The sequence below is a fragment of the Acinetobacter lwoffii genome, from assembly GCF_029024105.1.
GTDB classification, from domain to species: domain Bacteria; phylum Pseudomonadota; class Gammaproteobacteria; order Pseudomonadales; family Moraxellaceae; genus Acinetobacter; species Acinetobacter lwoffii.
In genome coordinates, this window is the sequence record NZ_CP118963.1 from 2,333,744 (window position 1) to 2,347,932 (window position 14,189).

General features: G+C 42.5%; 14 protein-coding genes. 5 read left to right on the forward strand and 9 right to left on the reverse strand.

Annotated features, from left to right (window positions below; all coding sequences use genetic code 11):
* Positions 1-105: 105 nt before the first annotated feature.
* Together PYW33_RS11380 and PYW33_RS11385 are read left to right on the forward strand one after the other, a co-directional pair.
* Positions 106-840: a phosphoadenylyl-sulfate reductase gene (locus tag PYW33_RS11380; protein WP_004646224.1), complete on the forward strand. Its 735-nt coding sequence runs from the start codon at positions 106-108 to the stop codon at positions 838-840.
* 464 nt (positions 841-1,304) lie between these two features.
* A complete protein-coding gene (locus PYW33_RS11385) occupies positions 1,305-2,687 on the forward strand; it encodes a WS/DGAT/MGAT family O-acyltransferase (protein ID WP_004646223.1) in 1,383 nt (460 codons plus the stop codon).
* A gap of 158 nt (positions 2,688-2,845) precedes the next feature.
* Here the strand turns inward: PYW33_RS11385 and PYW33_RS11390 are convergent, their stop codons facing one another.
* The 6 genes from PYW33_RS11390 to PYW33_RS11415 form a co-directional block, all read right to left on the reverse strand.
* Positions 2,846-3,019: a PA1571 family protein gene (locus PYW33_RS11390; RefSeq protein WP_004646222.1), complete on the reverse strand. Its 174-nt coding sequence runs from the start codon at positions 3,017-3,019 to the stop codon at positions 2,846-2,848.
* 132 nt (positions 3,020-3,151) lie between these two features.
* Positions 3,152-4,606 carry a ribonuclease G gene (gene rng, locus PYW33_RS11395; RefSeq protein WP_004646221.1) on the reverse strand — a complete coding sequence of 485 codons (1,455 nt, stop codon included), beginning with the start codon at positions 4,604-4,606 and terminating at the stop codon, positions 3,152-3,154.
* A gap of 38 nt (positions 4,607-4,644) precedes the next feature.
* A complete protein-coding gene (locus PYW33_RS11400; protein WP_004646220.1) occupies positions 4,645-5,211 on the reverse strand; it encodes a Maf-like protein in 567 nt (188 codons plus the stop codon).
* Positions 5,199-5,690 (reverse strand): rod shape-determining protein MreD, encoded by a 492-nt coding sequence (gene mreD / locus PYW33_RS11405; RefSeq protein WP_004646219.1) that lies wholly within the window; start codon positions 5,688-5,690, stop codon positions 5,199-5,201. Before mreD ends, PYW33_RS11400 begins: the two co-directional genes overlap by 13 nt.
* Positions 5,677-6,534 carry a rod shape-determining protein MreC gene (mreC, locus tag PYW33_RS11410; protein ID WP_004279362.1) on the reverse strand — a complete coding sequence of 286 codons (858 nt, stop codon included), beginning with the start codon at positions 6,532-6,534 and terminating at the stop codon, positions 5,677-5,679. The genes mreD and mreC overlap by 14 nt, the downstream gene beginning before the upstream one ends.
* 16 nt (positions 6,535-6,550) lie before the next feature.
* Complete coding sequence (locus PYW33_RS11415; RefSeq protein WP_004279360.1) at positions 6,551-7,597, reverse strand: rod shape-determining protein; 1,047 nt, start codon at positions 7,595-7,597, stop codon at positions 6,551-6,553.
* A 132-nt stretch (positions 7,598-7,729) separates the two neighbouring features.
* On the opposite strand from PYW33_RS11415, the gene gatC reads away from it, so the two are divergent.
* From gatC to gatB, 3 genes are read left to right on the forward strand one after another with little or no spacing between them, the layout of a single operon-like run.
* Positions 7,730-8,044: an Asp-tRNA(Asn)/Glu-tRNA(Gln) amidotransferase subunit GatC gene (gene gatC / locus PYW33_RS11420; protein ID WP_004279359.1), complete on the forward strand. Its 315-nt coding sequence runs from the start codon at positions 7,730-7,732 to the stop codon at positions 8,042-8,044.
* Between the two features lie 52 nt (positions 8,045-8,096).
* The gene (gene gatA / locus PYW33_RS11425; RefSeq protein WP_004646217.1) at positions 8,097-9,575 is read left to right on the forward strand and encodes an Asp-tRNA(Asn)/Glu-tRNA(Gln) amidotransferase subunit GatA; all 1,479 of its coding nucleotides are present in this window, start codon (positions 8,097-8,099) and stop codon (positions 9,573-9,575) included.
* The gene (gene gatB, locus PYW33_RS11430; RefSeq protein WP_004646216.1) at positions 9,575-11,056 is read left to right on the forward strand and encodes an Asp-tRNA(Asn)/Glu-tRNA(Gln) amidotransferase subunit GatB; all 1,482 of its coding nucleotides are present in this window, start codon (positions 9,575-9,577) and stop codon (positions 11,054-11,056) included. Before gatA ends, gatB begins: the two co-directional genes overlap by 1 nt.
* Positions 11,057-11,087: 31 nt before the next feature.
* Here gatB and PYW33_RS11435 read toward each other — a convergent pair whose 3' ends face one another.
* From PYW33_RS11435 to PYW33_RS11445, 3 genes are all read right to left on the reverse strand, one after another.
* On the reverse strand, positions 11,088-12,542 hold the full coding sequence (locus PYW33_RS11435; protein ID WP_004646215.1) for an HNH endonuclease: 1,455 nt from the start codon (positions 12,540-12,542) through the stop codon (positions 11,088-11,090).
* Between the two features lie 501 nt (positions 12,543-13,043).
* Positions 13,044-13,439, reverse strand: a complete 396-nt coding sequence (locus PYW33_RS11440; RefSeq protein ID WP_004279354.1) for a lysozyme inhibitor LprI family protein — start codon at positions 13,437-13,439, stop codon at positions 13,044-13,046.
* Between the two features lie 77 nt (positions 13,440-13,516).
* Positions 13,517-14,038 (reverse strand): hypothetical protein, encoded by a 522-nt coding sequence (locus PYW33_RS11445; RefSeq protein WP_004646214.1) that lies wholly within the window; start codon positions 14,036-14,038, stop codon positions 13,517-13,519.
* Positions 14,039-14,189: the final 151 nt, after the last annotated feature.

The window sequence follows — 14,189 nt, forward strand, 5'->3', positions numbered from 1 at the left end:
ATTTATTTTTTAGTGATAAGTCAACTAAATCAATTCTATTAAAATAGATGTGAAATTAATTAATATAGGCCATGTCCTTTCCAAGCCTATATCGCCAGGACTCTCATGACCATCATTCCTACTATTGATCGTATTGATGCACTTGCATCTGAATATGCAGATAAATCGCCTAATGAAATCTTGGCACTTGCACTGAGCCAGCAAGGTGAAATTGCGATTTCATTTTCTGGGGCCGAAGATGTTGTATTGATTGATATGGCCTCTCATCTGGGTAAACCATTCCGGGTATTCAGTCTGGATACTGGACGTTTACATGCAGAGACCTATCAGTTTATTGAGCGGGTGCGTAAGCATTATAATATCGAGATTGAAATCTGCTTCCCCGAAACTGCAGACGTGCAAAATCTAGTGACGACAAAAGGTTTATTCAGTTTCTTTGAAGATGGCCATCAAGAATGTTGCGGTATACGCAAGGTTCAACCACTGCGTAAAAAACTGGCCACGCTGGATGGCTGGATTACCGGTCAGCGTAAAGACCAAAGCCCGGGTACCCGTAATGAAATTCCTGTGGTTCAGGCAGATCCAGGTTTCTCCGGTCCTGGAAAGCAGTTGATTAAGTACAATCCTCTAGCCAACTGGTCCAGTGCAGATGTCTGGAGTTATATCCGTATGATGGAAGTCCCTTATAATGCCCTGCATGAGAAAGGTTTTGTTTCTATCGGCTGTGAACCTTGTACTCGCCCTGTGCTGCCAAATCAGCATGAACGCGAAGGCCGCTGGTGGTGGGAAGAAGCCACCCATAAAGAATGTGGCTTACATGCTGGCAATCTAAAAAAATAAAGTTAAGTTTTATCGCTCCTATTGATTGAAAGGCTATTTTTTTAATAAAGATAGTCTTTTTTAATTGATAATTTTACATTTAGTGACAAGATAGAAATTACCTTTTATCGGGATAATATTATTTTAATTAAAGAATTGATAAAATTTTAGCTCATTGATTTATTTGCATAAAATGTGAAATTGAACACAATGCTATTCTTCTAATAACACATAATTATTAAGTTACACTCCACTTCGCCTAGAAAATACTATTTTTAGAAATCTATTTTAAAACTAAAATTTTCACATTTCATAAACTTAGGAAGATATTTTGTTCTTGTCAATAGCCACTTTTTCACAGTTGAGGCAAGATAAAGCAGTTCATTTATATGCTAAAAAAGATATACTTTAAAAACTAAAGTAATAATTCTAACAAGGCCTTTTAGCAAAAAAGCCATAGAGAATGCAGTGAGGCAATCCACGCTATGCGTCCATTACATCCAATTGATTTTATTTTCTTAACTTTAGAGAAACGGCAGCAGCCTATGCATGTAGGTGGACTATTTTTATTCCAAATTCCCGACAATGCGCCAGCTTCCTTTATTCAGGATCTAGTCACGGATATCCAAAATTCGAAATGCTCTCCAATCCCACCTTTTAACAATTATTTAAACGGCCTGTTTTGGGATGAAGACCAAGAATTTGATTTAGATCATCATTTTCGTCATATCGCCCTGCCAAAACCGGGCCGTATCCGTGAATTGCTGACCTATATTTCTCAAGAACATAGTGCCCTGATTGATCGTGCCAAACCTTTATGGACCTGTCATATTATTGAAGGTATTGAAGGTAACCGTTTTGCCATGTATTTCAAAATTCACCATGCCATGGTAGATGGGATTGCCGGCATGCGTCTGGTAGAAAAATCACTTTCATTTGACCCCCATGCCAAGAGTATTGTACCGCCGTGGTGTGTAGAAGGGCCACGTGCTAAACGCCTGAAAGCACCTAAAGTGAACAGGTTTAAAAATGTCCTGCAGACCATTAAGGGGCAACTGGAATGTGCGCCACGAGTTGCTTATGAACTGTCGCAAACCGTCATGAAAGATATGGGACGCAATCCGGATTATGTATCCAGCTTTCAGGCGCCAAGCAGTATTCTGAATCAACGCGTCAGTGCTTCACGTCGCTTTGCAGCCCAGTCTTTCGAATTTTCACGTTTACGTCATATTTCTAAGGCATTGGGCGTGACCATTAATGATATCGTCCTGGCCATTTGTTCAGGTGCATTACGTGAATATTTATTATCGCAAAATGCCTTACCGAAAAAACCGTTAATTGCTATGGTTCCAGCTTCTGTTCGCAGTGACGATTCAGATATATCCAACCGTATTACCATGATTCTGGCCAATCTGGGTACGCATAAAGAAGATCCGCTGGAACGTCTCAAGATCGTACGCCGTAGTGTACTGAGTGCCAAAGAACGCTTCAAACGTATGAATGCCAACCAGATTTTGAACTATAGTGCCTTTGTCTACGGTGCAGCAGGTCTGAATATTGCCTCCGGTTTAATGCCGACACGTCAGGCGTTTAACGTCATTATTTCCAATGTACCTGGACCACAAGAGCCCCTTTACTGGAATGGTGCACGTCTTGAAGCACTTTATCCGGCTTCTATCGTACTGGATGGTCAGGCCTTGAATATCACCATGACCAGCTATCTAGACAAACTGGAAGTCGGCTTAACTGCATGTCGTAATGCCCTGCCGAAAATGCAGAACTTGCTGACACATCTGGAAGAAGAAATTCAACGTTTTGAACTTATTGTAGATGGCGAACCTGTCCCAAAGTTACGGGCGGTAAGCTAGCCGCGGATGAATAAATAAGATAGATGGGCTGCCAAAGGTGCTGATCATTTTTGCCAGTCTTTGAGCACAGAATAAAGGGACCGATCTGGTCCCTTTTCTTTATTTTTGAAATCTTTTTAAATTATTTTTGACAAGTTAGAAACAATGCACAAATGCAATCAGCTTTTAATAGTACGGCACTGTTGTAATAATTGATGGCAGACGTTACGGATCATGCTCGCGGTAATTTGAACTTCATTACCGCGCTCATCAACGATATATCCCGCATGTACAGTCTTTGGTTCTAATACGTGTTTTAGGCCTTTATGGATTACTGCTTTACTCATACTCATCACACACTCCTTTTGCTAAGCCTGAAACTGGAAGAAACGGCTTTGGCTAATTCATGCATCTAGTATTGTAAATAAAGGCCCTGTTGTAAAATTTCAGATGTAACAAGTGTTTAACGATATTCTGTTACAATTTCAGCTGAGAATGATATCGTATTGCTCTTGCGTATACAGATTTTCCACCTGGAACTTAATCACGCGATTAATGAAATGTTCCAGATCAGCGACTGCAGGCGCTTCTGCCGTCAATAATCGATCAATAACAGCCGGATGCGCAACGACAGTAAAGCCACTCTGTGACTCATAAGCACGAGCATAACGCAGAATCTCCCTGAATATTTCGTAACATACTGACTCGGCTGTTTTGACATAACCGCGTCCTTGACAGGTCGGACAAGACTCGCACAGCAGATGTTCCAGCGACTCACGGGTGCGTTTCCGGGTCATTTCCACCAAGCCCAGTTCTGATACCTGAGTAATCTTGGTCTTGGCGTGGTCACGTTCTAACATGCGCTCAAACTGTTTCATCACTTCTTCACGATGCTGCGCTTCCTGCATATCGATGAAGTCGATGATAATAATGCCGCCGAGATTACGCAGACGTAACTGACGCGCGATAACATCCGTCGCTTCCATATTGGTTTTAAAAACCGTATCTTCCAACGAACGGCCACCAACATAAGAACCGGTATTGACATCAATTGTGGCCATGGCTTCAGTCTGGTCAATCATCAGATAACCGCCAGACTTCAATGCGACACGAGTTTGCAATGCCTTTTGCAGATCTTCTTCGACATTATACAAGTCGAAAATTGGCCGCTCGCCCGGATAATGCAGCAAACGGTCTTTCATGTTCGGGACAAATTCTTCGACAAATTCCTGCAACTTGGCATGAATTTCACGTGAATCCACGTAAATTTTAGCAGTTTCTTCATTGGCCAGATCACGAATCACCCGTTGCGGCAAAGGCAATTCTTCAAAGATCAAAGATGGTACTGCAATAATCTTCTGCTTGCGCTGGATATATTCCCAAAGCTTGGCCAGATAAGCCATATCCTGTGCGATGGCTTCTTCTTCAATCCCTTCTGCCGCAGTACGCACAATCACTGAACCCGGCAGCTTATGTTCTGCCTGAATCCGCTCAATGATGGAACGCAAGCGATTGCGCTCTTCCTCAGATTCAATCCGTTGTGATACACCTATATGATTGCCATATGGCATCAGCACCAAATAACGCGAAGGAATCGACAGATCGGTAGACAGGCGTGCGCCTTTGGTACCGAGCATATCTTTCATCACCTGAACCGTGAGGACTTGTCCCGGTTGAAGTAACTCAAAGACATTCGGCGTCGGTTGATTGCGGGGCCAGACCATATCATTGATATGTAAAAACGCAGTACGAGAAAGTCCGATATCCACGAAAGCAGCCTGCATGCCGGGTAAGACCCGCACCACTTTTCCTTTATAGACATTCCCTACCAGGCCACGCTTGGCCGTACGCTCGACAAACAGTTCATTGACCGTGCCGTTTTCAATTAACGCGACCCGACATTCCATCGGCGTGACATTAATCAACAACTCGTCAGACATAACTACACTCAAAACATTATAAGAATTCTTTTCAGCAGTTAATTTAGTGCCTTAACCGTCTGTAATAACTGTACTGTCTCATATAAAGGCAAGCCGACCACATTGGAATAACTGCCCTGTATTTTTGGAATATAACGTGCTGCAATTCCTTGAATCGCATAAGCCCCGGCTTTACCCAGTGGCTCACCTGTCGCCCAGTAACTTTCCATATCTACGGCGCTCAGGATTTGAAATTCGACCTGTGTGCGTACCACTATACTGTATTTTTCATGCTTTGTACGAACACAGACACCGCTATAGACATCATGCCATCGACCGGAGATTTTTGTCCACATTTCAATCGCATGTTGTTTGGATTCAGGCTTACCCAGAATCTCCTGATCCACCCCCAGACTGGTATCCGCAGCAATGATGATGGCATCTGGATAATACTCAGCCACGGCATCTGCTTTGGCTCGTGCCAGACGTTCAACATAGGCTGCGACCGACTCGCCTGCTTGTACAGATTCGTCGATCTCGGGACTGTAAATATCGAAGCTCAGCCCGAGTTGTTGCAATAACTCGCGACGCCGGGGTGAGCTCGAAGCTAGAATTATATGCGCCATTTTTTGAGCATATAATAAATAGCAGGCCAAACCAGAATACTGGTCACCATCGGAATCCAGTGCCGTGCATAAGAAAATTGCACGCCAGCTATAATCTGGGTAAAAAAGATCATCAGCAGATATGCGACAATCGCCAGCCCCATAATCACCCAGAGATTATTAAAGGTCAGGATACGGCGTTCACGGGTCAGAAAGCGAGCTAAAAAGGCAATAATGATAAAGCTCAGCGCATTCAGACCCAAAGGTGCATCCAGCAACAGATCAATAAAAATACCGGTGCCAAAGGCAAACCAGATCCCGCACCAGGTTGGCTGACATAACACCCAGAAGAGCATGATCATCAGCATAAACAGCGGACGCCAGCCCGAGAGATTATAGGAAAGTGGATAGACCATTAAAATAGAAGCCACAATCACCGAAATGACAATAGCCATTAAAGGATCACGATGCTTTCTGGATTTCATCTTAGCGATTGACATGCGGTTGCTCCATCGCTAATGAATCGGAAAATAACACTACGACATGATGTCCACCGGCGAGTTGAGCCGCAGGCGTCACATCAATCTGGGCAAATTCACCAGAATTATGGCGTTGTACTTTAGACACCTGCCCCACCAGATAACCTGCCGGGAAATGTTGTCCCAAGCCCGAACTATAGACTTTTTCACCGACCTTGATATTGGCACTGGTCGGTACATATTCCATTTTTAAACGTCCCAGATCACCCGTACCCGAGACAATGGCACGCATCCCAGTATGTTCCAGGCGCACTGACAGTGAATGTTCTTTATCAGACAACAGCATGACCCGGCTACTATGCGGATAGACATTGATAATCTGCCCCATGATCCCCTTGTCATCCAGTACCGTTTGCCCGACTTTCAGCTCGTTATTCGAACCACGGTTGATCACGATAATATGCCGTAATGGATCGGCATCGGTGCCAATCACTTCGGCAATTTCAATACGTCCATCAATGATCAGCGGCGTGTCCAATAGACCGCGCAAACGGGTATTTTCAGCAGAAAGTTCAGAGATTTTTTGTAAGCGTACCTGTGCCTGTAACAGCTCGGCCTGCATCGCGGTATTTTCCCGACGCAATTGAGCTTCAGACTTGGTTTGTTGATTCAACCACTCTCGCGACAATACCGGATAGCTGGCCACCGCATAAATAGGATTATAAGCAGCGTACAGGACATCCCTTGCAGGTTGAACAACATGCGGCATGCGCCAATCAAAGAAAAGCACCACCAAGCATGTTACCAATGCAATGATAAAAGAGCGAAAAGATGGCGGTTGTCGAGAAAACAGATGTGCTTGCACCCGCCGAATCCTTTTCTTAGCCTACGAATAACATGTCATGATTTGGGTTGTCGAAAAATTCGAGTACCTTGCCGCCACCACGAGTCACACATGATAGTGGATCTTCTGCCACTACCACTGGCAGGCCAGTTTCTTTGGCAAGCAGTTTGTCAAGATTACGTAGCAATGCACCACCACCGGTTAACACGATACCACGTTCAGCGATGTCCGAAGAAAGCTCAGGAGGGGTATGTTCTAAAGCAGATTTCACCGCAGACACGATGTTTTGCAATGGATCAGAAATCGCTTGGGTCACTTCGTCTGAATTGACCACAATCGCACGAGGCACACCTTCTGCGAGGTTACGGCCACGAACTTCAATTTCAAGCGGTTTAGCGCCTTCATCTGGCAACGCCATACCCACTTCTTTTTTGATCACTTCAGCCGTGGTTTCGCCGATCACACAGCCATGCGCTTTACGCACATAGTTAATGATCTGCTCATCAAATACATCACCGCCGATACGTAACGAATCTGCATAAACACAACCCTGCAACGAGATAATCGCAATTTCAGTGGTACCACCGCCCACATCAACCACCATCGAACCACAGGCTTGCTCAACTGGCATACCTGCACCAATCGCTGCTGCCATCGGCTCTTCGATTAAACGTACATCACGTGCGCCCGCATTAAACACGGCTTCACGAATGGCACGGCGCTCAACAAGGGTTGATTTACATGGCACGCAAACCACGACACGCGGTGCCGGAGTAAATAAACGGTTTTCATGTACTTTGCGAATAAACTGATTCAGCATGGTCTCAGTGACTTCAAAATCCGCAATCACACCGTCTTTCATAGGACGGATCGCTGAGATATTGGCTGGGGTACGACCTAGCATTTGCTTCGCTTCAAGACCGACTGCCGCAACAATTTTATGTGAACCACTATGACGGATGGCTACAACCGTCGGTTCATTTAATATAATGCCTCGTCCTGGCGCATAAATAAGTGTATTTGCTGTACCTAAATCAATGGCAAGATCGGGCGAAAACAAGCCTATTAGTCGTTTTAGAATCACGGGGACGTTCTCAGTTAAACTTTATATGGACGCAAGGTGGCCACTTTAACTAAATGTGATGATTTGGACAAGTCAATCGCTTATCATAACGCATGATAATTTGAATTTTTTTAATACTGATTAGGTAATATTATGTCTACATCGGATGCACAGCATTCTGCAGATTTAAGTGCAGAAACAGTTTCAGCCATTGCCAACCTTGCAAGGTTATCTCTCAATGATACGCAATCTGCTGAATATGCTCAAAGTTTAAATAAAATTTTAGGCATGATGGAAACCCTGAAAGGCATCAATACCGACGGTGTTGAACCACTGAAAAGCCCTTTCGACCACCCACAGCCTTTACGTGAAGATGTCGTGTCGGAAAGCAATCATCGTGAGGAATACCAAGCAGTTGCACCTGCTGTACAGGACGGTTTGTATCTCGTCCCACGCGTGATTGAGTAATTATTACCCAGTTCATTCTTTTTATTAAATTAAACGTAAAGAATTATTTCTCATGACAGATTTACACCGCTTATCCATTCGTGAACTGACTGAAGGTTTGGCAAATGCTCAATTTTCATCCCGCGAATTGACTCAACACTATTTAAAACGCATCGAAAAAATTGATGCACAGGTCAAGGCTTATGTGACCGTGACTGCTGAACAGGCATTGGCTCAAGCTGATGCTGCCGATGCTGCAATCAAAGCTGGCAATGCCTCTGCCCTGACTGGTGTGCCAGTTGCCCACAAAGATATTTTCTGTACCCAAGGCATTAAAACCACTGCCGGTTCAAAAATGCTGGACAATTTTATCTCTCCTTACGACGCAACCGTTGTAGCGAAAGGTAAAGCTGCGGGCCTGGTCACTTTGGGTAAAGTGAACATGGACGAATTCGCGATGGGTTCGACCTCTGAGAACTCATATTACGGCGCAACTGCCAACCCTTGGAACCTGGGCCATGTCCCTGGTGGTTCTTCAGGCGGTTCTGCAGCAGCTGTGGCAGCGGATTTGGCACCATTTGCAACTGGTACTGACACCGGTGGTTCAATCCGTCAACCTGCATCATTCTGTGGTCTGACCGGTCTTAAACCGACTTACGGTCGTGTATCGCGCTTCGGTATGATTGCTTATGCATCATCACTAGACCAAGGTGGTCCAATGGCACGTTCTGCAGAAGACTGTGCTTACCTGATGAATGTCATGGCCGGTCATGATGCCAAAGATTCAACTTCAATGGATCAAGTGGTAGATAACTATGTCGCGAACCTGAACGCTACCTCAGTAAAAGGTTTACGCATTGGTATTCCAAAACAGTATTTTAATGTTGCTGGCCTAGCTGAAGATGTTAAAGCACGTGTCGAAGAATCACTTAAAAAGTTAGAAGAAATGGGCGCTACGCTTGTTGAGATCGACCTCAACATGACTGAAAGCTATGTTCCGACTTATTACCTGATCGCACCTGCCGAAGCTTCTTCGAACCTATCACGTTTTGATGGCGTACGTTATGGCTATCGCGCAGAAAATCCTGTGGACCTGATGGACCTGTACAAGCGTTCACGTTCAGAAGGTTTTGGTGCAGAAGTGCAACGCCGTATCCTGATTGGTACGTATGCCCTGTCTGCAGGTTATTACGATGCTTACTATGTAAAAGCACAGAAAGTACGTCGCCTGATCCAGCAAGATTTCCTTAAAGCATTTGAATCGGTCGATGTCATTGCAGCACCTTCTGCGCCAACGACTGCCTATAAAATTGGTGCAGATTTAACGCCAGTTGAAATGTACCTGGGCGATATTTATACGCTTGCGGTAAATCTGGCAGGTCTTCCTGCGATTAACGCGCCTGTCGGTTTTGACCAAAATAACTTGCCAGTTGGCTTACAGCTGATTGGTAATTACTGGTCAGAATCTCAATTGTTGTCTGTGGTACACCAGTATCAACAGGCCACCGATTGGCATACAAAACGCGCTGCAATTGCTGAGGAGAACGCATAATGGCTCAAGCTCAAAAATCGGCTAAACCAAAATCCAACCTGATTGATGGTTGGGAAGTCGTTATTGGTATCGAGATTCACACTCAGCTTGCCACCAATACCAAAATTTTTTCAGGTTCATCGACTGTTTTCGGTAATGATCCAAACACGCAAGCCAGCCTGGTTGATTTGGCTATGCCGGGCGTATTGCCGGTATTAAACAAAGAAGTAGTTGATCTTGCGATTCGCTTTGGTTTGGGCATCGATGCATACATCGACCAGGCATCTGTATTTGCACGTAAGAACTACTTCTACCCGGATTCTCCAAAAGGTTATCAGATCAGCCAGATGGATAACCCGATTGTGGGCTTGGGGCATATCGACATTCAACTTGAAGATGGCACGGTTAAACGCATTGGCGTAACGCGCGCGCACCTTGAAGAAGATGCAGGTAAATCGATCCATGACCAGTTCGAAGGTATGTCAGGCATCGACTTGAACCGTGCAGGTACGCCTTTACTTGAAATCGTATCTGAACCGGATATGCGTTCAGTTGAAGAAGCGGTTGCATACATTAAAGCGATTCACACGCTAGTGCGCTGGTTAGGCATTTCTGACGGTAACATGGCGGAAGGTTCGTTCCGTTGTGACTGTAACGTGTCTTTACGTCGTCCGGGTCAACCTTTCGGTACACGTTGTGAATTGAAAAACCTGAATTCATTCCGTTTCATTGAACAGGCGATCAATGTTGAAATTGAACGTCAAATGGAAATTCTGGACTGGGATGGCACCATTGATCAGGAAACGCGTCTGTTCGACCCTGTAAAGATGGAAACGCGTTCAATGCGTTCTAAAGAAGAAGCGAACGATTACCGCTACTTCCCTGACCCAGACTTGTTGCCTGTAGTGATTGCGGACGAACAAATCGAAGCAATTAAAGCAACCATGCCTGAGCTTCCTGCGGCACGTCGTGCGCGTTTTGTGACTGACTTTGGTGTGACTGAGTACGATGCTCACGTGCTTACATTGACTCGTGAAATGTCAGAGTTCTACGAAGAGGTGGTTAAGGCTGCTGGTGGCGCTGCACAAGGTAAGATTGCGGCAAACTGGGTGATGGGCGAATTCTCAGGTGCTTTAAACAAAGCAGGCCTAGATTTGGCTGATTCTCCTGTATCAGCTGGAAAACTTGGTGGTATGATTGCACGTATTGTGGACAACACAATTAACGGTAAGATCGCGAAGCAAGTATTCGGCTTTATGTGGGAAGAAGGCAAATCTGCGGACGAGATTATTGCTGAAAAAGGCTTGAAACAGGAAACTGATACAGGCGCGATTGAAGCGATTATTAAAGACGTGCTTGCTGCCAATGAGAAGATGGTTGAAGAGTATAAATCTGGTAAAGAGAAAGCGTTCAATGGTCTAGTTGGTCAAGTGATGAAAGCAGCAAAAGGTAAAGCGAACCCTGCTCAAGTAAATGAATTGATGAAGAAGTTGATTGGTTGAGACTGATTAATTTTGGAATAAAAAACCCGCTTTAGAGCGGGTTTTTAGTTTTATTTTGTATAAAATCTAGAAGCTGAAAAAATTTTGTATGATTATAAATTTTTAATTTCTCTAAAAATTCTTTATCTTTCATTTGTCTATAGGATTCAAATACATAAAATTTTTTCTCTCTCCTAGGAAGGTTATCTTCATAAAATATCCTATATTGCTTCACATTCACTGATTCTGATATTAATTCACCTTCATCATCATATTCATTTAAATAAAGATCTTTAATATTAAAACCTAGATTAAGAGACTTATCATTTTTATTCAAAAAAAAATTATGAGTTATCGGAGTAAATATAGCATCTAAATAATTTTCGTAATAGAAATCATATCTAGTTCTCTCCATAACATGATTAACTTTCCGTTTCTGCTCCTCATAATCCATTCCATTAAAATCGTCCCAAGTTAGTTTGTCATAACCACCATACTTTAAAAGATCATAATAATATTTCCCTTGTTTGTAATCCAAGTCTGTCTCTTGAAATTCCTTAAACAATACAGGTTGAGCATAAACCTCAGAAATTTGATTTTCTGTGTAGTTATCTGACAATAAGACATACCATTGGAATGTTGAGAATAACTCAACATAACAAAAAATTAATTTTTCTTCCTGTCCTTCACATTGCAAAGTAAATAATGATAAGAAATGATGTGGGTATTCGTAGCACTCTGACTTTATCTTTTCAATCTCTATATCCAATTCAGTAAAAGGATAAAAAGGAATTACACACAATTTATCTAGAATGTTTTGATTTTCAAAGTCAATTATTCTATTCAAAAAATCTCTTTTTATACCTAATTTTGTTGCATAGCCTGCACATATTTTCGCTAATTCTTGTTTAAAATTAAGATTCTCAATATTAAAATTTGGAAAAATCCGATCCTCGTTTTCCAACTCTAGAAATTCTTTTATAATTAACTTGTAGCCTAATGAGTCAAGTCTTTTTTCTTTTAAATATTTTCCCACTCTTTGTTTTTTTCCAAAGAAATGAAGCTTTTTCTCTTTCTGATCTATATGATGAGTCGCACCAAAACATTCTATCTTTTGACTAGACCACATGACATCTAAAATAATGTTTAACTTTGATAAATAAACTTTAGCTTTTGTTTGGTTATTTTTGTTTGAAGAACGATCTACTCTAAGATCTAATAGTTTTTTCAAGAAATCAAAATTTTCTATAAATTTTTTATCGATAGAATCGTTTAACTTACTCCCACACTCCTCACATAGTACATCTTCTGACTTCAGATATCCGCCTAAAGCATTAGGAATAATATGTTCTTCATGCGTTATACATTGTCCTTTATTTTTAAGACTTTCTATCTTTTCAATTTTCTGTTCTTTACTTAGCTTAAGCCCTTTTAAGCTTATTAATTCTAATCCACACAAATAACATATATGCACGACATGCCCAAAAATTAAGTTATTAAAATTCATAAATATCAAAATAGAAGGCAAGTTTACAATATAAATTTAAGAAAATTTTCAATCATATATGGGACTATCCTGATGCAAAAGGTTATGGCGCAACGGCATGTATTGTCGTTCCTGCATTTTTAGAACTCTATGAAAAAGACCAAGCCAATTGGGAACAACTCGCTTATTGGATTCATAACAATCTGAATTACAGTCACCTACAATTTTTTCCAAAACTCTGTGCCTTTAACATTGGTTGGCATGAACAGCCTACACGAGAAATTTATAGTTATATCCAACCGAAAGGCTATTTGCTGCGTGGTGAAGCTGTGAATAAAGAATTTGAGAAATTTTATCCTGATTTATTGTAATCATTAATCCCCCCAAATCCCCCTTTTTCAAAGGAGGACTTGCCACGTCATCAATTGATACGCGTGGTTCCCTCTCCTGAGCAAGTTTTAAAGCACTGCTTTAAAATGAAGCGCAAGAAAGGATGAGGGCTAGGGAGAGGATTTTTTTAAATTAATACTCTTCTCTTAAATTTTCTAATTCAGTCGCACGTGCGGCAGTCGCTTCCATGTAACAACTATTGCTATTTACAGTTGCAATCGTCCCTCCATTCGGGTCGGCATAAAAATCGCAATTGGCATCACGATAGCGAATCCAGAGACGCTGAACCTCTTGAAGCTGTTTTTTACGGTTTGCATTCAGCGATGCCATCGTCTGTTTATAGGCATTATTTAACCGTGTATCTTGGCGATCTGTTTCGGCCGCAATACAATCCAGCATATTTACAGTAACGCCACCTGAGCGATCCATACAATTTGAGTATTGCCGACTCAAATCATTGTCCCCTGCGTACAGCGCAGGAGGAAGTATAAACATACTTAAACCCAATAAAGCAGTGCGTTTGAACATAACAACCCCTATCTTTTCATTTATGTTATTCATAATAAATACCATAATTGAACCCTGGCACGCATGCATTCAATCAGTTATTTCCCTCTTAACTCACCCAACTTATTCCACACATCCGGTGTCAAGAAAGTGACCACCAGTTTATTTAAATCCACATAACGCAGCACACCTTTAAGCTGACTTTTCATTTCAGGATTTTCTAAAATTTCCTCACCGGTAATCCGTCCAAGTTCCTGAAAACTGTCACCCACCGCTTGTACGCCTTCCGCAGCAATTACCGCTTTGGTCTGTGCAGAACATTGCTCTACCAATATACGCTGCAATACTTGGGCTAAATTTTTATCCAGCTGGGTTCTTTGTGCTTCATTCACATTACTGAATTTCTTCAATTCCGGATGTGCAGATAAGGCAACAAAGGTCCATTGCAGCACCGTTGTTTTATCTGCTGCCGTGGTGGATTTCACCAGACAGTTACTCAGCTGCTCGACGGTTGGCCCCGCAATAGCCATTTGGGTGGTAGCCATCAAGGCCATTGCCATTAATCCCCACCGAATTTTAGCTGTAAATCTGCGACGGATAACCTCAGTTTGGCGTGACATAAGCGAATCTCTTTTTTAACAATCAGCTACTTTGTATCATAGACTCGCACCTTGCCCGTGTTATTACTCTGTAATTTATGGCAATACACAAGCCACGGGCAAAAGACCGATATCTGATTAGGTGTATTGAGTGTAAATGTGAGTTTGAGAT

What these genes read in the sequence shown, in the direction of transcription:
- gatC (WP_004279359.1), top strand. Translation starts at nt 7,730, where the DNA reads ATGTCTACATCGGATGCACAGCATTCTGCAGATTTAAGTGCAGAAACA.
- PYW33_RS11380 (WP_004646224.1), top strand. Translation starts at nt 106, where the DNA reads ATGACCATCATTCCTACTATTGATCGTATTGATGCACTTGCATCTGAA.
- mreD (WP_004646219.1), bottom strand. Translation starts at nt 5,690, where the DNA reads ATGTCAATCGCTAAGATGAAATCCAGAAAGCATCGTGATCCTTTAATG.
- gatB (WP_004646216.1), top strand. Translation starts at nt 9,575, where the DNA reads ATGGCTCAAGCTCAAAAATCGGCTAAACCAAAATCCAACCTGATTGAT.
- rng (WP_004646221.1), bottom strand. Translation starts at nt 4,606, where the DNA reads ATGTCTGACGAGTTGTTGATTAATGTCACGCCGATGGAATGTCGGGTC.
- gatA (WP_004646217.1), top strand. Translation starts at nt 8,097, where the DNA reads ATGACAGATTTACACCGCTTATCCATTCGTGAACTGACTGAAGGTTTG.
- PYW33_RS11445 (WP_004646214.1), bottom strand. Translation starts at nt 14,038, where the DNA reads ATGTCACGCCAAACTGAGGTTATCCGTCGCAGATTTACAGCTAAAATT.
- PYW33_RS11385 (WP_004646223.1), top strand. Translation starts at nt 1,305, where the DNA reads ATGCGTCCATTACATCCAATTGATTTTATTTTCTTAACTTTAGAGAAA.
- PYW33_RS11390 (WP_004646222.1), bottom strand. Translation starts at nt 3,019, where the DNA reads ATGAGTATGAGTAAAGCAGTAATCCATAAAGGCCTAAAACACGTATTA.
- PYW33_RS11435 (WP_004646215.1), bottom strand. Translation starts at nt 12,542, where the DNA reads ATGAATTTTAATAACTTAATTTTTGGGCATGTCGTGCATATATGTTAT.
- PYW33_RS11440 (WP_004279354.1), bottom strand. Translation starts at nt 13,439, where the DNA reads ATGTTCAAACGCACTGCTTTATTGGGTTTAAGTATGTTTATACTTCCT.
- PYW33_RS11400 (WP_004646220.1), bottom strand. Translation starts at nt 5,211, where the DNA reads ATGGCGCATATAATTCTAGCTTCGAGCTCACCCCGGCGTCGCGAGTTA.